Source organism: Kineococcus lubricus (assembly GCF_050871965.1).
Classification (GTDB): domain Bacteria; phylum Actinomycetota; class Actinomycetes; order Actinomycetales; family Kineococcaceae; genus Kineococcus.
Genome location: NZ_JBJLSK010000016.1, coordinates 78,324 through 95,771 on the forward strand (window position 1 = coordinate 78,324; position 17,448 = coordinate 95,771).

General features: G+C 74.4%; 17 protein-coding genes. 9 read left to right on the forward strand and 8 right to left on the reverse strand.

What is annotated here, in order from left to right; genetic code table 11:
* Nucleotides 1-47: 47 nt before the first annotated feature.
* From ACRYRX_RS13830 to ACRYRX_RS13865, 8 genes are all read left to right on the forward strand, one after another.
* Nucleotides 48-1,112, forward strand: coding sequence for a PhoH family protein (locus tag ACRYRX_RS13830; RefSeq protein ID WP_432512639.1), 1,065 nt, complete (start codon nucleotides 48-50; stop codon nucleotides 1,110-1,112).
* On the forward strand, nucleotides 1,109-1,630 hold the full coding sequence (gene ybeY, locus ACRYRX_RS13835) for an rRNA maturation RNase YbeY (protein WP_432512641.1): 522 nt from the start codon (nucleotides 1,109-1,111) through the stop codon (nucleotides 1,628-1,630). The genes ACRYRX_RS13830 and ybeY overlap by 4 nt, the downstream gene beginning before the upstream one ends.
* A gap of 3 nt (nucleotides 1,631-1,633) precedes the next feature.
* Entirely contained in the window at nucleotides 1,634-2,962 is a 1,329-nt protein-coding gene (locus ACRYRX_RS13840) for a hemolysin family protein (protein WP_432512642.1), read from the forward strand.
* Complete coding sequence (gene era / locus ACRYRX_RS13845; RefSeq protein WP_432512643.1) at nucleotides 2,955-3,884, forward strand: GTPase Era; 930 nt, start codon at nucleotides 2,955-2,957, stop codon at nucleotides 3,882-3,884. Before ACRYRX_RS13840 ends, era begins: the two co-directional genes overlap by 8 nt.
* Nucleotides 3,885-3,893: 9 nt before the next feature.
* Nucleotides 3,894-5,918: an alkaline phosphatase family protein gene (locus ACRYRX_RS13850; protein WP_432512645.1), complete on the forward strand. Its 2,025-nt coding sequence runs from the start codon at nucleotides 3,894-3,896 to the stop codon at nucleotides 5,916-5,918.
* A complete protein-coding gene (locus ACRYRX_RS13855) occupies nucleotides 5,915-6,052 on the forward strand; it encodes a hypothetical protein (protein WP_432512646.1) in 138 nt (45 codons plus the stop codon). The genes ACRYRX_RS13850 and ACRYRX_RS13855 overlap by 4 nt, the downstream gene beginning before the upstream one ends.
* Nucleotides 6,037-6,870 carry an MBL fold metallo-hydrolase gene (locus ACRYRX_RS13860; protein WP_432512648.1) on the forward strand — a complete coding sequence of 278 codons (834 nt, stop codon included), beginning with the start codon at nucleotides 6,037-6,039 and terminating at the stop codon, nucleotides 6,868-6,870. The genes ACRYRX_RS13855 and ACRYRX_RS13860 overlap by 16 nt, the downstream gene beginning before the upstream one ends.
* Before the next feature lie 127 nt (nucleotides 6,871-6,997).
* Entirely contained in the window at nucleotides 6,998-8,602 is a 1,605-nt protein-coding gene (locus tag ACRYRX_RS13865) for an alpha/beta hydrolase domain-containing protein (protein ID WP_432512649.1), read from the forward strand.
* A gap of 51 nt (nucleotides 8,603-8,653) precedes the next feature.
* On the opposite strand, the gene ACRYRX_RS13870 is transcribed toward ACRYRX_RS13865, so the two are convergent.
* The 3 genes from ACRYRX_RS13870 to ACRYRX_RS13880 form a co-directional block, all read right to left on the reverse strand.
* Complete coding sequence (locus tag ACRYRX_RS13870) at nucleotides 8,654-9,634, reverse strand: aldo/keto reductase (protein WP_432512651.1); 981 nt, start codon at nucleotides 9,632-9,634, stop codon at nucleotides 8,654-8,656.
* Between the two features lie 76 nt (nucleotides 9,635-9,710).
* Nucleotides 9,711-10,643, reverse strand: coding sequence for an aldo/keto reductase (locus tag ACRYRX_RS13875; protein ID WP_432512652.1), 933 nt, complete (start codon nucleotides 10,641-10,643; stop codon nucleotides 9,711-9,713).
* Nucleotides 10,640-11,527, reverse strand: a complete 888-nt coding sequence (locus ACRYRX_RS13880; RefSeq protein ID WP_432512653.1) for an aldo/keto reductase — start codon at nucleotides 11,525-11,527, stop codon at nucleotides 10,640-10,642. Before ACRYRX_RS13880 ends, ACRYRX_RS13875 begins: the two co-directional genes overlap by 4 nt.
* Before the next feature lie 74 nt (nucleotides 11,528-11,601).
* On the opposite strand from ACRYRX_RS13880, the gene ACRYRX_RS13885 reads away from it, so the two are divergent.
* A complete protein-coding gene (locus ACRYRX_RS13885) occupies nucleotides 11,602-12,546 on the forward strand; it encodes a LysR family transcriptional regulator (protein WP_432512654.1) in 945 nt (314 codons plus the stop codon).
* Here the strand turns inward: ACRYRX_RS13885 and ACRYRX_RS13890 are convergent.
* From ACRYRX_RS13890 to ACRYRX_RS13910, 5 genes are read right to left on the reverse strand one after another with little or no spacing between them, the layout of a single operon-like run.
* The gene (locus ACRYRX_RS13890) at nucleotides 12,489-13,262 is read right to left on the reverse strand and encodes a trans-aconitate 2-methyltransferase (RefSeq protein WP_432512656.1); all 774 of its coding nucleotides are present in this window, start codon (nucleotides 13,260-13,262) and stop codon (nucleotides 12,489-12,491) included. The two genes, ACRYRX_RS13885 and ACRYRX_RS13890, sit on opposite strands and share 58 nt — an antisense overlap.
* Before the next feature lie 34 nt (nucleotides 13,263-13,296).
* Nucleotides 13,297-13,680 (reverse strand): universal stress protein, encoded by a 384-nt coding sequence (locus ACRYRX_RS13895; protein ID WP_432512658.1) that lies wholly within the window; start codon nucleotides 13,678-13,680, stop codon nucleotides 13,297-13,299.
* A complete protein-coding gene (locus tag ACRYRX_RS13900; RefSeq protein ID WP_432512659.1) occupies nucleotides 13,677-14,588 on the reverse strand; it encodes a 2-hydroxyacid dehydrogenase in 912 nt (303 codons plus the stop codon). Before ACRYRX_RS13900 ends, ACRYRX_RS13895 begins: the two co-directional genes overlap by 4 nt.
* On the reverse strand, nucleotides 14,585-15,853 hold the full coding sequence (locus ACRYRX_RS13905; protein ID WP_432512709.1) for an enolase C-terminal domain-like protein: 1,269 nt from the start codon (nucleotides 15,851-15,853) through the stop codon (nucleotides 14,585-14,587). Before ACRYRX_RS13905 ends, ACRYRX_RS13900 begins: the two co-directional genes overlap by 4 nt.
* A 56-nt stretch (nucleotides 15,854-15,909) precedes the next feature.
* A complete protein-coding gene (locus ACRYRX_RS13910) occupies nucleotides 15,910-17,448 on the reverse strand; it encodes an aldehyde dehydrogenase (NADP(+)) (protein ID WP_432512661.1) in 1,539 nt (512 codons plus the stop codon).

Genomic DNA, 17,448 nt, shown 5'->3' on the forward strand with positions numbered 1-17,448 from the left:
GAGCCGCACACCCTCAGCACGGAGGCGAACGGCCCCCCTGGGCGATCATGGCCAGCACCGACCCCACCCCCGACACCCCGGCCGCCGCGACCGGACCCGCGCACGGACAGACCCGGCACGTCATCGTGGTGCCGCCCGACGTCCCGATGGTGGGCCTGCTCGGCGCCCGCGACGAACTGCTGCGCGTCCTCGAACGCGCCTTCACCTCGGTCGACGTGCTCGTGCGCGGCAACGAGATCACCGTCACCGGGGCCGCCGGCGAGGTCGCGCTGCTCGAACGCCTCGTCGACCAGATGACCGCCGTCCTGGGCGCGGGGCAGCCGCTGTCCGCCGACGCCGTCGAGCGGTCCGTGGCGATGCTGCGGGCCCAGGCCAACGGCACGGGCGCCGACCGCCCCGCCGACGTCCTGACGATGAACATCCTGTCCAGCCGCGGGCGCACGATCCGGCCCAAGACGGTGAACCAGAAGAACTACGTCGAGGCCATCGACGCCCACACCGTCGTGTTCGGCATCGGCCCCGCCGGGACGGGCAAGACGTACCTGGCGATGGCCAAGGCCGTGCAGGCGCTGCAGGCCAAGCAGGTCAACCGCATCGTCCTGACCCGGCCCGCCGTCGAGGCCGGTGAGCGGCTCGGCTTCCTGCCCGGCACCCTCACCGACAAGATCGACCCCTACCTGCGGCCGCTGTACGACGCCCTGCACGACATGCTCGACCCCGACTCGATCCCGCGGCTCATGGCCGCCGGGACCATCGAGGTCGCGCCGCTGGCCTACATGCGCGGGCGCACCCTCAACGACGCGTTCATCATCCTCGACGAGGCGCAGAACACCTCCCCCGAGCAGATGAAGATGTTCCTGACCCGCCTCGGGTTCGGGTCCAAGATCGTCGTGACCGGCGACGTCACGCAGGTCGACCTGCCCAGCGGCACCGACTCCGGGCTGCGGGTCGTGCAGGACATCCTCGAGGGCATCGAGGACGTCCACTTCTCCCGCCTCACCTCCGGCGACGTCGTCCGGCACCGCCTCGTCGGGGAGATCGTCGACGCGTACGGCCGCTGGGAGGAGGCCCGCCCGCGGGCCGCGGGCGCGACCGGGGGGCGCAAGCGGTGAGCATCGAGGTCGCCGACGAGAGCTCGTTCGCGCAGGGCCGCGGCGTCGACACCGTCGAGGTCTCCCAGCTGGCCCGCCACGTCCTGGACGAGATGCGGGTCCACCCCCTGGCCGAGCTGTCGATCCTCATGGTCGACGTCGAGGCCATGTCCCGGCTGCACGTGCAGTGGATGGACGAGGAGGGCCCGACCGACGTCATGTCCTTCCCGATGGACCAGCTGCGCCCGGGCCGCGAGGGCGGGACGTCGGAGCCGGGGCTGCTCGGGGACGTCGTCGTGTGCCCGGAGGTGGCCGCCGCGCAGGCCAAGGCGTCCGGCCACGCCACGGCCGACGAGGTCCTGCTGCTCGTCACCCACGGGATCCTGCACCTGCTCGGGTACGACCACGCCGACCCCGACTCCGAGCGGGAGATGTTCACGCTGCAGCGCGGGCTGGTGCTGGGCTTCCTGGCCCGCATCGGCCGCCCGGGCGACCCGACCCCCACGGTCGGGCACCGCGCGCTGCCGTCGGGGGACTGAGGCGTGGGCGCACCCGCCGCGCCGCTGCTCGCGCTGGCCCTCGTCCTCGTCGTCGCCGCCGGCCTGGTCGCCGCCGCGGAGGCCGCCGTCGCCGGGACCTCCCGGCGACGGGCCCGGGACCTGCAGGACGACGGCCGCAAGAACGCCGCCGCCCTGGCCCGCGTCCTGGAACGGGCCTCCTCGGTGATCGCGGTGTGCACGCTGCTGCGGGTCGTCTTCGAGACCCTCGCCGCCGTGTTCGTCACCGTCGTCGTCGCCGGCTGGTTCGACTCCTGGTTCGCCGTCCTCGTCCTGGCCGGCCTCGGCATGTCCGCCCTCGACTTCGTGCTCGTCGGCGTGGGGCCCCGGACCCTGGGGCGCCTGCACGCCGAGACCGTCGGGCTGCTGGCCGCCCCCGTGCTGTCCCCCCTCACGACCGTCCTGGGGCCGCTGGCCCGCGCGCTGGTGGCCGTCGGCAACGCCGTCACCCCCGGGCGCGGGATGCGGCACGGCCCGTTCGGCTCCGAGGCCGAGCTGCGCGAGATCGTCGACCTCGCCGGGGAGACCGCCGTCATCGAGGCCGGTGAGCAGCGGATGATCCACTCCGTCTTCGAGCTCGGCGACACCCTGGCCCGCGAGGTCATGGTGCCGCGCACCGACGTCGTGACCGTGCGCCGCGGCAGCGGCCTGCACGACGCCCAGGCGCTGTTCCTGCGGTCGGGGTTCTCCCGCATGCCCGTCATCGGCGAGGACGCCGACGACGTCCTCGGCGTCGTCTACCTCAAGGACATCGCCCGCCGCTTCCACGCCGACCCGGCCCGCGCCCGCGGCGAGCGGGTCGAGGACGTCGCCCGCCCCGCCGTGTTCGTCCCCGACAGCCTGCCCGTCGACGACCTCATGCGGCAGATGCAGCGCGACAACGTCCACGTCGCCGTCGTGGTCGACGAGTACGGCGGCACCGCCGGCCTGGTCACCATCGAGGACATCATCGAGGAGATCGTCGGCGACATCTCCGACGAGTACGACCGCGCCCGCCCCGAGGTCGAGCCCCTCGGCGACGGCGGGTTCCGGGTCTCGGCCCGGCTGCACGTGGAGGACCTGGGGGAGCTGTTCGACAAGGAGATCGAGGACGAGGGCGTCGACACCGTCGGCGGCCTGCTCGCCAAGACGCTCGGGGAGGTCCTCGTCCCCGGCGCCGTCGGGGAGGTCCACGGGCTGCGCCTGGAGGCCGACGCCCGCGAGGGCCGGCGCAACCAGGTCCGCACCGTCCTCGTGCACCGCCTGCCCGACACCCCGGACGACACCGACCCGGTGCTCGTCGACGACCGCGCCGGAGGGCGAGACCATGACTGAGAACACCCCCCAGAACACCGCCCGGCCCCACCGCTCGGGGTTCGCCTGCTTCGTGGGCCGCCCCAACGCCGGCAAGTCCACCCTGACGAACGCGCTCGTGGGGCAGAAGGTCGCCATCACCAGCTCGCGGCCCCAGACGACCCGGCACACCGTGCGCGGCATCGTCCACCGCCCCGACGCCCAGCTCGTCCTCGTCGACACCCCCGGGCTGCACCGCCCCCGCACCCTGCTCGGGCAGCGGCTCAACGACCTCGTCCACGAGACCCTCGCCGAGGTCGACGTCGTGGCCCTCACGATCCCCGCCGACGAGAAGATCGGCCCCGGCGACCGGTTCATCGCCGAGGCGCTCGCGGCCGTCCCGCGCTCGACGAAGGTCGCGCTGGTCACCAAGACCGACAAGGCGTCCAAGCAGCAGGTCGCCGAGCAGCTCCTGGCCGTCTCCGCGCTCGGCGAGGAGCTCCTCGGGGGTTTCTCCGACGTCGTCCCGGCCTCGGCGCTGACCGGTGAGCAGGTCGACACCGTCGCCGACGTCCTGCTCTCGCACCTGCCCGAGGGACCGCGGCTGTACCCCGACGGCGAGCTGACCGACGAGCCCGAGAACGTCATGATCGCCGAGCTGGTCCGCGAGGCCGCCCTGGAGGGGGTGCGCGACGAGCTGCCGCACTCCCTGGCCGTCGTCGTGGAGGAGGTCGCGCAGGGCGAGAACGGCGTCCTGACGGTCTTCGTCTGGCTGTACGTCGAGCGCGACTCCCAGAAGGGCATCGTCATCGGCAAGGGGGGTTCGCGGCTCAAGGACGTCGGGACCCGCGCCCGCCGGCAGATCGAGGCGCTGCTGGGCGCCCGGGTCCACCTGGACCTGCGGGTGAAGGTGGCCAAGGACTGGCAGCGCGACCCGAAGCAGTTGCAGCGCCTCGGTTTCTGAGCCGGTCCCGTGCGCGCCTGGTTCGTCTTCACCGCCCGCGACGCGCGGGACCTGCTGCTGTCGCTGCTGCCGACGGCGTTCGCCCTGTGGATCAGCGCGCACCTGGTCACCGGGGTGCAGTACGAGTCGCCGTTCTGGCTGCTGGCCTCGGCCGCCGTGCTGGCCGTCGGGGACCTGCTCGTCCGGCCGCTGCTGGGGCCGCTGAGCGCGGCCGTCGGCCCGCTGGTGACGGTCGTCATCGGGGTCGCGGTGCAGCTGCTGCTGCTGCACACGGCGCTGACCGCGGTGCCCGGGCTGGACCTGCGGTCCCTCAACGCCCTGTGGCAGGTGTACCTGTGGACGGGGCTGGTCGGGGTCGCGGTCCGGTGGCTGGTGGGGTCGAACGACAGCCGCTGGGTGGTGCGCGGCCTGCTGCGCCGCCGTCCCCGGGACCCGGGCACGGCTCGGCCGCCGGGGCTGCTCGTCGTGCAGGTCGACGGGTTGTCGATGCCGTTGCTGCAGTTCGGGTTGCACTCCGGGACGCTGACGACGATCGCCCGCTGGGTGCGCCGGGGGACCCACGTCGCCGAGGGGTGGCGGGCGCAGCTGCCGTCGACGACCCCGGCGAGCCAGGCGGGTTTCCTGCACGGCACCACCGAGGAGATCCCGGCGTTCCGCTGGTGGGACCCCGAGCTGCGGCGGGTGCTGGTCGCCAACCGCCCCGCCGACGCGGCCGTCATCGAGCGCCGGGCGGTCGAGGCCGCGCGCGCCGCCGGGCGGCGGGGGCTGCTCGCCGACGACGGGGCGAGCATCGGGAACCTGTTCTCCGGCCAGGCCGGGCACGCCCACCTGGTGGTCTCGACGTCGCGGGCCGGGGGGTCCGGGCGGCCCTACCTGCGGTACGTCGCACGACCGTTCGTGCTGGGGCGCAGCCTGATCCTGACCCTCGGCGAGATCGTCAAGGAGTTCTACCAGGGGTGGCAGCAGCGGGTCCGGCGCGTGGAGCCGCGCATCGCGCGGCGGGGGTGGTACGTCCTGCTGCGCGCGCTGACGAACGCGCTGCTGCGCGACCTGAACGTGGCCCTCGTCGCGCAGGAGCTCGCCGACGGCCGCGCCGTCGTGTTCGTCGACTTCCTCGACTACGACGAGGTCGCCCACCACGCCGGGGTCGCCCGGCCGGAGGCGCTGGACGCCCTCGCCGGGATCGACCGGGTGCTGCAGACCCTCGCGGACGTCGCGGCGGTGGCCCCCCGCGACTACCGGGTGGTCGTCGTCTCCGACCACGGGCAGGCGCAGGGGCCGACGTTCGAGCAGCTGGGCGGGCGGTCGTTCAAGGACGTCGTCGCGGACCTGCTCGACGCCGAGGGCCCCACCCACCCGGTGGTGGCGACCGCGGCCGGGGAGGAGATGCGCGGGCGCGTCGACGTCCTGGTCCGCGAGTTCGCCCCGCACGCGAAGTCCGAGCGGGTCAGCGCCCGGCACGAGGAGGAGGAGCCGGCGGCCGGGCGGGACGCCGTCGTCGTGGCGACGTCGGGCTGCACGGCGCTGCTGTCGGTCCCTGACGCGCCGTCGGGGCGCATCGACCTCGCCGAGTTCGACCGCCGCTGGCCGGCGCTGGTGCCGGGGCTGCTGGCGACTCCCGGGGTGGGGTTCGTCGCGGGGTACCGGGAGGACGAGGTCGTCGTCCTGGGCGCCCAGGGCGAGCGCGACCTGGGCTCCGGCCGGGTCCGGGGCACCGACCCGCTGGAGGCGCTCGGCCCCCGCGCGGCGAGCGACCTGCTGCGCGTCATGCGGTTCGGCAACGCCCCGGCGCTCTACGTCCACTCCACGGTGGAGCCGGTGACCGGGGAGGTGCACGCCTTCGAGGAGCAGGTCGGGTCGCACGGCGGGCTCGGCGGCGGGCAGAACGAGGCGGTGCTGGTGCACCCGGCGGAGTGGAAGGTCGACGAGGACCTGCGGGACCGGTCGGTGCCGGGGGAGGCGCCCCTGGTGGGGGCGGCGACGGTGCACGAGCAGCTGGTGCGGTGGATGCAGCAGGTGGGGTTGCGCCCGTGACCCCACCCGCCCCCGCGATCAAGGACAACGACACGGCGATCAAGGACAACGACACGGCGATCAAGGAGAACCCCTGTTCAGCACGGGCGTTCTCCTTGATCGCGGAGGGGTGGGGGACGTGGGCGTCGAGGTGACGTGGCTGGGGCACTCGACCGTGACGGTCGACGTGCGGACGGGGGCGGGGCACCTGCGGCTGGTGACCGACCCGGTGCTGCGACCGGGCCTGGCGCACCTGCGCCGCCGCCCGCGCACCCCGGCCCCCGCGGCGTCGGCCGGGTGCGACCTGGCGCTGGTCTCGCACCTGCACCACGACCACCTGGACCTGCCGTCGCTGCGCCGGCTGCGGCCCGCGGTGCTCGTGGCGCCGCCGGGTTCGGCGGACTGGGTGCGGTGGAAGCTGCGGGTGCCGACGACCCGCGTCGTGGAGGTCGCGGTCGGGGAGAGCCTGGAACTGCCGTTCCCCGCCGGGCCGGTGGAGGTGACCGCGCTGCCGGCGCACCACGCCGGACACCGCACGCTGTCCTGGGCCTCCCGCGCCCCGGCCGACGCCCGCGCCGTGCAGCACCTGGTGCGGGTCCCCGGCGCGTTCGGCGGGACCGGCCGCGACGACCTGCTGCTGTGGGCGATCGGGGACACCGGTGAGTTCGAGGGGTCCGACGCGGTGCTCGCCGCGGGCGGGCGCTCGCCCGACGTCGCGCTGGTCCCGGTCGGGGGGTGGGGGCACACGCTGGGCCCGCACCACCTCGACCCCCGGCAGGCCGCCGAACTCGTCGCGCGGGTCCGGCCGGGCGTCTCGGTGCCGGTGCACTGGGGGACGCTGCACCCGATCGCGCTGGGCGCCACCATGGGCGACCGGTTCGTCGAACCGGGCCGCCGCTTCACCCGGGAGGCGTCGCGGCTGGGGGTTCCCGGTGCGGTGCAGTTGCCGATCGGGGGATCGCTGACCCTGTGAGGGGGCCGTCGCGGGGCGAGTCCCTGTGATTGCGCTGAGCACCTACCCGTGGCAAGGTCACGTCCCGACGGGCCCGGTCGTCGGAGGGCAGCGCAGCTCACCACCGGCCCGGCCTGGAGGAGAACTCGTGAGAAACCCCCTGCCGCGCTCCGCGGCCCGCGCGCTGGTGGCCTCGGCGCTGGTCGCCGGGCTCGTCGGCGCGGGGGCGGCCCCCGCCGTGGCGGACCCCGTCCCCGCAGCGGGTCCCGCCCCCGTGGCGGCGGCCCCGGTCCCGCAGGTCACCGGACCGCTGGCGGTCACCGCCGACAGCCACCCCTTCGGCGCGGCCGACCGCACGCAGGTTCCCGAGGACCTGTCGGCGTCCGGGTACGTCGAGGAGGAGTTCCTCGCCAGCGGAACGTCGAACGTCTACAGCTGGCCCACCGACGGCCCGGCCGTGGTGCGCACCGCCGACGCGCCCTACACCACGCGCGTCCTCGTGCGGCGCCCCGCCTCGGCGGAGCGGTTCAGCGGGAACGTCGTCGTGGAGATGCTCAACCCCTCCAACCTCTTCGACCTGAACATCGGCTGGGCCGTGGCCCACCGCCAGATCGTGGAGAACGGTGACGCGTGGGTGGGCATCACCGCCAAACCCGTCGCGGTGCAGGCGCTGCAGAACTTCGACGCCGGACGCTACGCCGACCTCTCCTTCGCCAACCCGCTGCCGCTGGACGACCCGGCGAACTGCTCGACGGTGGACGCCGACGCGAACCCCGCGACCCCGGCCGTCGCGCTGCCCGCCGACACCTCCCGCAGCACCGAGAACGGCCTGGTCTGGGACGTCTACACGCAGGTCGGGAACTGGCTGCGCGGGGACGGGGGCGGGAACCCGCTCACCTACGGCGGTGAGCGTTCCCGCGTCGAGCACGCCTACGGGTTCGGGTACTCCCAGACCGGGGGTTACCTGGTGAACTACGCGAAGGCGGTCCACCCGCTCGTCGTGCAGGCGCAGGGGGCACCCGTCTACGACGCGTACCTGATCGGGGTGGCCGGGGGCGCGTTCGCCGGTGCGTACCCGATGAACCAGTGCGAGGCCGCACCCCCGGCCGGGGACCCGCGCCGGCAGCTGTACGGGATCGGCGTCCCCGTGATCCAGCTGATGTCGCAGTCGGACTACCTGCTGGGCATCGGGTCGCGCCGCCCCGACAGCGACCAGGAGGGTGACGAGTTCCGCCACTACGAGATGGCCGGGGCCGGGCACGCCACCCCGGACGAGCTGGCGTTCTCCGCCTCCGCGGTGGACGTCGTCGCGGCCGGGCGCGAGGTGCCGCCGGCGTCCTGCGACCAGGGCCCGCGCAGCCGCTTCCCCAGTTCCATCTTCTTCGACGCCGCCCTGCGCAACCTGGACCGGTGGGTCCGCGACGGCGTCGCCCCGCCGCGGGCGGACCCGATCGTGGTGCGGAACGGCCAGCCGGTCCTGGACCGCTTCGGCAACGTGCGGGGCGGGCTGCGCTCGCCCTACCTCGACGTCCCGCGCAGCACCTGGTACGGCACCGCCACCGGCGCCTCGTTCTGCTTCATCGCCGGGTACGAGGTCCCGTTCAGCCAGACCGTCCTGGACCGGCTGTACCTCTCGCGCGGGGAGTACGTGCAGAAGGTGCGGGCGAACGTCCGGGACCTGCAGCGCGCCGGTTTCCTCACCGCCTCCGACGCCGAGCGCCTGGTGCGCGAGGCCCGGCAGGTCGGGCGCTGAGGCACGACCGGCCCGCCGCCCCGTGGGGGTGGCGGGCCGGTCAGTCGCGTCTCAGAAGAACGTGGGCTGCCGCGGCACGTAGTGCTCCTCGAGCGCGGTGACCTCCTCGGCGGTGAGCTCGAGGTCGAGGGCCGCGACGGCGTCGCGCAGGTGGTGCACCTTCGTCGCCCCGACGATGGGGGCGTCGACGACGGGGTTGCGCAGCACCCACGCGAGCGCGACCTGGGCCATCGACACGCCCCGTTCGCCGGCGATCCGCTCGATCGCGTCGACGATGCCCTTGTCGGTGTCGAGGCGGACGGGGTTGCCCTTGCCGTCGGTCTCGGGTTCGTCACCGGCGCGGGCGGTGCTCTGCTCACCCCACGGGCGGGCCATCTTCCCGGCCTGCAGCGGTCCCCAGGGGATGGAACCGACGCCCTGGTCGGCCAGCAGGGGGAACATCTCCCGCTCCTCCTCGCGCTGGGCGAGGCTGTACTGGTTCTGCATCGACACGAAGCGCGTCCACCCGCCGAGGTCGGCGGCGGTCTGGAGCTTCGCGAACTGCCAGGCCCACATGCTCGAGGCGCCGAGGTAGCGGACCTTGCCGGCCTTCACGACGTCGTGCAGGGCCTCCATGGTCTCCTCCACCGGAGTGGTGGGGTCGAAGCGGTGGATCTGGTAGAGGTCGATCCAGTCGGTCCCGAGGCGCTGCAGGGACGCGTCGACCTGCTCCATGATCGCGCGCCGCGACAGACCCGACTGACCGGGGCCGGGCCCCATCTCCCCGAACACCTTGGTCGCCAGGACGACGTCCTCGCGGCGGGTGTACGTGCGGATCGCCTCGCCGGTGACGCGTTCGGAACTTCCGCGGCCGTACACGTTGGCGGTGTCCCAGAACGTGATGCCCAGTTCGACGGCCTCGCGGAAGACCGGTTCGGCGGCCTCGGCGTCCAGGGTCCAGGTCTGCTGCTCGCTGCCGTCGCCGAAACTCATGCAGCCGAGGACGATCCGGCTCACGGTCAGTCCGGTCGAGCCCAGGTGGGTGTGTTCCACGGTGTCTCCTCGGGGGGTGGTCGGTGGGGTCCGCCACCCCGGGGGGCGAGGGGCGGCGGACCGGTCGAGGGGTGGGTCAGGGGACCCGGTAGCCCGCGGCGCGGAACAGCTCGTACCACTCCGCCCGGGTCAGCGGCAGGTCCGAACCCTGGGCCGCCGCGCGGACCCGCTCGGGGTTCGTGGTGCCCAGGACGACCTGGACGTCCGCCGGGTGCCGGGTGATCCACGCGGTCGCGATCGCGAGCTTCGGCACGTCGTACTGGGCCGCGAGGCGGTCCAGGACGGCGTTCAGCTCGGGGTAGCGGTCGTCGTCGAGGAACACCCCGTCGAAGAACCCGGCCTGGAACGGCGACCAGGCCTGGACGGTGATGTCGTGCAGGCGGCAGTAGTCCAGCGTCCCGGAGTCGCGGGAGATCGACTGGTCCTCACCCTGCATGTTCGCCGCGACGCCCTGGGCGACGAGCGGGGCGTGGGTGATCGAGAGCTGCAGCTGGTTGGCGACCAGCGGCTGGCGCACGTGCTTGCGCAGCAGCTCGATCTGGCCCGGCGTGTGGTTGGAGACCCCGAAGTGGCGGACCTTGCCCGCGGCGTGCAGCTCGTCGAACGCCCGGGCGACCTCCTCGGGTTCGACGAGGGCGTCGGGGCGGTGCAGCAGCAGGACGTCGAGGTAGTCCGTCCGCAGCGCCCGCAGCGAACCCGTCACCGAGGAGGTGATGCGCTCGTACGAGAAGTCGAAGTAGGGGCCCTCGGGGACGATCCCGGCCTTGGTCTGGATGATCGTGCCCTCGCGCTCGGAGGAGCTGAGGGTCACCGCCTCCGCGAAGCGCTCCTCGCACTTGTGCATCGACCCGCCGTAGACGTCGGCGTGGTCGAGCATCGTGATCCCGGCTTCGCGGCCGGTGGCGATCAGGGTGCGGATGTCCTCGTCGTCCATCTCGGCGATGCGCATGAGGCCGAGGACGACGTTGGGGACCTGCAGGTCGCTGCTGCCCAGGGGGAAGGTCTTCACGAAGCGCTCCCGGCGGAGAGGCGGGCGATCTCGTCGGTGGTCAGTTCCAGGTCGGCCGCGGCCAGGGAGTCGGTGATGCTCGCCGGGCGGGAGGAACCGGGGATCGGGAGCACGACGTCGGCGAGGGCGAGTTCCCAGGCCAGCGTGACCTGCTGCGGGCTGACGCCGTGGGCGGCGGCGACCTCGGCGAACACCGCGTGCCGGTTCCCGAGGTCGGCGGCGTTGGAGATCCCGCCCAGCGGCGACCACGGCAGGAACGAGACACCGAGCTGCGCGCAGTGCTCGAGCTCACCCTGGCTGCTGCGGAACGCGGGGGAGAACTGGTTCTGCACGGAGGTCAGCCGGCCCCCGAGGACCCGGTCGGCCTCGTCGATCTGGGCGACGTCGGCGTTGGAGATGCCGGCGCGCACGATGACGCCCTCGTCGAGGAGTTCGGCCAGCGCGCCGACGGAGTCGGCGTAGGGGACGTCGGGGTCGGGGCGGTGGAACTGGTAGAGGCCGATGGCCTCCACGCCCAGGCGCCGGGCGGAGGCCTTGGCGGCTTCCTTCAGGTAGGCCGGGTCGCCGTTCTTGGTCCAGCTGCCGTCGCCGGGGCGCAGGTGCCCGCCCTTGGTGGCGACGACGACGTCGTCGGTGGAGCCGCCGTGCTCGCGCAGGGCGCGGGCGATGAGCTCCTCGTTGTGCCCGACCTCCCCGGCGTCGCGGTGGTAGGCGTCGGCGGTGTCGATGAGGGTGACGCCGGCCTCGAGGGCGGCGTGGATGGTGGCGATGGCCCGGTCGGTGTCGGGGCGGCCCTCGATGCTCAGCGGCATGCCGCCGAGGCCGATGGCGGAGACCTGCCGGGTGGTGGGGGAGTCGGGACGTCCGAGGCTGCGCTGCTTCACGCCGCGAGCCTAGGAACCGCCTCCGCAGAAGTCCAACAACTGGTCCTTCTCGGCGGCAGAAGTAGGGTTCATGCATGGACCTGCGTCAGATGCAGTACGTCGTCGCCCTGGCCGACGAGCGGCAGTTCACGCGCGCCGCCGCGCTGAGCGGGGTGTCGCAGTCCGGGCTGTCCGCGGCGATCCGCACCCTGGAGGACGAGCTCGGGACGGCGCTGTTCGACCGCAGCCCCCGGGTGGTGCAGCCCACCGCGGCGGGCCTGGCGCTGCTGCCGTTCGCCCGCACCCTCCTCGCGCAGGCCACCGCCGCCCGCGACGCCGTCGTCCAGGCCACCCAGCGGCTGTCCGGGACGCTGCGGGTGGGCGCCGAGCAGTGCCTGGGGGTGGTGGACGTCTCCACGCTGCTGGAACGCTTCCACCGCCGGTACCCGCAGGTCGAGGTCCACTTCGAGCAGGCCGGGTCCCACGACCTCGTGGGCCGGGTGCGCGAGGGGGAGCTCGACCTCGCCTTCGTCGCCACGACCGAGCACCTGGGGGCGTTGTCCGCCACGGAGCTGGGCCGGGAACCGCTCGTCCTGCTGGCCCCGCCGGAGCACCCGCTGGCGGCGCGGCCGGTCGTGGACTGGGCCGAGCTGACGGCCTCGCCGTTCATCGACTTCGTCCCCTCCTGGGGGGTGCGGACCACCACCGACGCCGCGTGCGCCGGGCACGGCGTGCACCGGCGGGTGCGGTTCAGCGTCGGGGACGTCCACGCGCTGCTCGACCTCGTCGGCCGCGGGCTGGGGGTCGCGATCGTGCCGCGGCACGTCGCGGCCAAACCCGAGGCGGCGCGGCTGCGGGTCGTGGCGTTGCCCGCGGACACCCCCGCGTGGGTGGTGTCGGTGGTGACGTCGGCGGGCGGTTCCCCCGCGCCGTACCTGCTGGAACTGCTGGAGGGCGCTCAGCCCGGGACTCAGCCCGGGACTCAGCTCGGGACGGTCCCGACGGCGAACGTGCGCCGGAACGCGAACGGGGTGCCGTAGTCGCGGGCGGGGTAGGCCTCGCGCAGCAGCGCGGCGTACTCCCGTTCGAACTCCGCGGCCGAGGCGGCGTCCAGGGCGTGCAGCACGGGCCGCAGCGCGGTGCCGCGCACCCACTCCAGCACGGGGTCGGTCCCGGTCAGGACGTGCTGGTACTCGGTCTGCCACACGTCGGCGAGCAGACCGGAACCGGCCAGGACGTCCAGGTACCGCGCCGGTTCGGCGACCGACTCCGTCCCGCGCAGGACCCCGGCCAGGCGGTGCCGCCACGGCGGGGAACCGGCCAGGTCGCGCATCAGCCGGTGCGAGGGCGCGTCGAAGTTCGACGGCACCTGGAACGCCAGCCAGGCACCGGGACGCAGTTGCCCGGCCCAGCGGCGCAGCAGGTCCAGGTGCCCCGGGACCCACTGCAGGACGGCGTTGGCGACCACCACGTCCACCCCGGTGGCGTCGAACTCCTCGGCCGGGGCCACGGAGAACTCGACCCCCCGGCCGGCCGGGGCCCGGCCGATCATCTCGGGGGAGGAGTCGAAACCCCGGACCTGCGCCCGCGGCCAGCGGCGGGCCAGGTCCAGCGTGAGCTCGCCCGGCCCGCAGCCGACGTCGACGACGAGGCCGGGTTCCTGCGCGCCCACCCGGTCCAGCAGGTCGTGGAACGGGCGGGCCCGCGGGGCGGAGAACCGGGCGTACTGGCTGGGGTCCCACGTCAGCGCGTTCACGTCCCGCAACGTACCGGCGGGACGGGGCGGGCGCTCAGGCGGGCAGCGGGGGTTTGACCGCCGTCACCGGGCACCGCGCCTCCAGCAGCACGCGCTGGGACGTGCTGCCCAGGAGCAGCTTGCCCACGGGGGAGCGCCGGCGGACGCCGAGCACGATGAGCTCGGTCGACTCCTCGAACGACAGGTCGACGAGTTCGTCGGCGGCGTCGCGGTCGCCGGTCAGGTGGCGGACCGACACCTCCCGGGTCGTGGAGGCGCGCAGCAGCTCGACGTCGGCGTGCAGTTCCCCCTCGTCCTCCGCCCCCGGTTCCGAGCCCAGGACGACGAGGTCGGTGGACCGCAGTTCGGCCTCGCGCACGGCGTGCCGGAGGGCGGCGCGCCCGGCCTCGGTGGGCACCCAGCCCACGACGACGCTCACGACGCCACCTCCGGGACCGGCGTCAGGACCCGGCCGTCGGCCAGGAACGCGTCGAGGTTGTCCAGCACGAGCTGCTCCATGTCGTCCCTCGTCTCCACCGTCCCGCTGCCCAGGTGCGGCAGCAGGACCACGTCGTCGCGGTCGAGCAGGGCGGCGGGGACGTCGGGCTCGTGGGCGAACACGTCCAGCCCCGCCCCGGCGATCCGGCCGTCCTGCAACGCCTTCACCAGCGCGTCCTCGTCGACGACGCTGCCGCGGGCGACGTTGACGAGGTACCCCCGCGGCCCCAGCGCCGCCAGCACCTCCGCCGAGACCAGCCCGGCGGACTGCGCGCCCCCGGCGGCGGCGACGACGAGGACGTCGGACGCGGCGGCCAGCGACCGCGCGTCCGGCAGGTACCGGTACGGGGCGTCGGGCAGTTCGTGCCGGTTGTGGTAGGCGATGTCCGCCCCGAAACCCTCCAGGCGGTGCGCGACCGCGCGCCCGATCCGGCCCAGGCCGAGGATCCCGACGCGGGTGCCGCGCACGCGGCGGGTCAGCGGGTAGTTCGCCCCGCCGGACCACCGCCCGGCCCGCACCCAGCGGTCCGCGGCGCTGAGACCGCGCAGGACGTCCAGCACCAGCGCGGTGGCGGTGTCCGCGACGCAGTCGGTGAGGACGTCGGGGGTGTTGGTGACGACGACGCCGCGCCGGCCCGCCTCGGCGACGTCGGTGGTGTCGTACCCGACGCCGAAGTTCAGCACCGCCCTCAGCGCGGGCAGCCGCGCCATCAGCTCCGCGTCGACCCCGAACCGCCCGGAGGTCACCACGACGTCGACGTCGGGGCCGGGTTCGTCGACGGCCCCGTACCGGGTCCGCAGGGTCTGCACGAGGGAGGGTTTGAGGTTCCCCACGACGAGGACGGTCACGGTCGCTCCAGGGCGGGTCGTTTCGGGTCGAAGGTCCAGCCGGGGACCAGGTGCTGCATGGCGACGGCGTCGTCGCGGGCACCGAGGCCCTCGCGCTCGTACAGCTCGTGCGCGGCGGCGAGCCGTTCCTCGTCGAGCTCCACGCCCAGGCCCGGGGTCGTCGGCACGTCGAGGTACCCGTCGCGGATCCGCAGCGGGTCCGTCGTCAGGCGCTGCCCGTCCTGCCAGATCCAGTGGGTGTCGATGGCGGTCACGTCGCCGGGGGCGGCCGCCGCGACGTGGGTGAACATCGCCAGGGAGACGTCGAAGTGGTTGTTGGAGTGCGAACCCCAGGTCAGGCCCCACGCCTCGCACAGCTGCGCGACCCGGACCGACCCGGCCATCGTCCAGAAGTGCGGGTCGGCCAGCGGGATGTCGACGGCGTTCGCGCGGACCGCGTGCCCGAGCTGGCGCCAGTCGGTGGCGATCATGTTGGTCGCCGTCCGCAGGCCGGTGGCGCGCTTGAACTCGGCCATGACCTCGCGGCCGGAGTAGCCGCCCTCGGCGCCGCAGGGGTCCTCGGCGTAGGCGACGACGTCGCGCAGGGCCCGCCCGTACCGGACGGCGTCGGCGAGCAGCCAGCCGCCGTTGGGGTCCAGCGTGATGCGGGCCTCGGGGAACCTCCGGGCGAGCGCGGTGACGACCTCGACCTCCTGCTCGCCGGGCAGGACGCCGCCCTTGAGCTTGAAGTCGGCGAACCCGTAGCGGGCCTGCGCGGCCTCGGCGAGGCGGACGACGGAGTCGGCGTCCAGGGCCGGTTCGTGGCGCAGCCGGGTCCAGTCGTCGCCGTCGGGTTCGCTGCGGTAGGGCAGGTCGGTCCGCGTCCGGTCGCCGACGAAGAACAGGTACCCCAGGGCCTGCACGCGGTCGCGCCGGCGGCCGTCGCCGAGCAGGTCGGCGACGGGGACCTCCAGGAACTTGCCGAGCAGGTCCAGCAGCGCCGCCTCCAGGGCGGTGACGACGTGGACGGTGGTGCGCAGGTCGAACGTCTGCAGCCCGCGGCCGCCGGCGTCGCGCCCGGCGAACGTCCGCTGGACCCGTTGCAGCAGGTCGCGGTGGCGGGCGACGGGTTCGCCGGTGATCAGTTCCCCGGCCTCGACGAGGGTCCGCCGGATCGCCTCCCCGCCGGGTACCTCCCCGACGCCGGTGCGGCCGTCGGAGTCGGTGAGGACGACGACGTTGCGGGTGAAGAACGGGCCGTGGGCCCCGGACAGGTTCAGCAGCATGCCGTCGTGGCCGGCGACCGGGACGACCCGGACGTCGACGACGACGGGGGTGTCGCTCACGGGACCTGCCCGAGGTCGGCCGGCAGCAGGGAGGCCGGGACGTCCTGGTAGGCGACGGGCCGCAGGAACCGCTCGATCGCCAGGGTGCCGACGGAGGTGGAGCGGCCGTCGCTGGTGGCCGGGAACGGGCCGCCGTGCACGACGGCCTCGCCGACGTCGACGCCGGTGGGCCAGCCGTTGACGACGATGCGCCCGACCTTCTCCTCCAGCACGGGCAGCAGGTCGGCGGCGGCGGTCTCGTCCCCGGCGCCGAGGTGGACGGTGGCGGTGAGCTGGCCCTCGAGCCGGTCGAGCAGTTCGGGCAGCGCCGCGGTGCCGGGAACCCGGACCACGAGGGAGGAGGCGCCGAACACCTCCTCGGCGAGGGTGTCGTCGCGCAGGAACGCCTCGGCGGTGGTGGTGAACAGGTGGGTCACCCCGGCGGCGGCGAGGGAGTCGTCCGGGGCCCCGGTGGCGACCTCCTCGACGGCGGGGTTGTCCCGCAGGGCCTGGACGCCGCGGTCGTAGGCCGAGCAGATGGTCGCCGAGAGCATGGGGGCGGCGGCGGAGGACCGCACGGCGGCGGCGGCCCCGTCGAGGAACTCGGACAGCCCGGGGGAGTCCACGGCCAGCACGAGGCCGGGGTTGGTGCACAACTGCCCGGCGCCGGTGGTGAGGGAGGTGACGAAACCCTCGCCGATGGCCCGGCCGCGTTCGTCGAGGGCGGCGGGGAGCAGGACGACGGGGTTGATGCTCGACATCTCGGCGTAGACCGGGATCGGCCGCGGCCGGGCGTTCGCGACGGCGAGCAGGGCGGTGCCGCCGGCGCGGGAACCGGTGAACCCGACGGCGGCGATCGCCGGGTGCGCGACGAGGGCGGTGCCCACCTCGCGGCCCTCGCCGTACAGCAGGGAGAACGTGCCGGCGGGCAGGTCGTGCGCGGCGACGGCGGCGGTGACGACCCCGGCGACGAGCTCGGACGTGCCCGGGTGCGAGGAGTGCGCCTTGACGACGACGGGGCAGCCGGCGGCCAGCGCGGAGGCGGTGTCGCCGCCGGCCACCGAGAACGCGAGCGGGAAGTTGCTCGCGCCGAACACGGCGACCGGTCCGAGCGGCACCTTGTGCTGGCGCAGGTCCGGGCGGGGCAGGGGGGTGCGGTCGGGCAGCGCGGTCTCGACGCGCACGCCGGTGTACGAGCCGTCGCGCACGACGCCGGCGAACAGCCGCAGCTGGTTCACGGTGCGGGCCAGTTCGCCGCGGACGCGGGCCTCGGCGATGCCGGTCTCGCGCTGCACGCGGTCGACGACCTCCTCGCCGATCGCGGCGAGCCCGTCGGCGACGCTGTCGAGGAACTCGGCCCGCACCTTGGGGTCGGTGCGGCGGTAGGGCCGGAACGCCTGCGCCGCGGCGGTCGCGGCGCGGTCGACGTCGGCGGTGGTGCCGAGCCGGTACACCGGCTCCAGGGCCCGCCCCGTGCGGGGGTCGGTGGCGCGCAGCTCGGCGCCCGTCCCGCGGACGCGTTCGCCGGCCAGGAACAGCTCTCCGGTGAGGTCCAC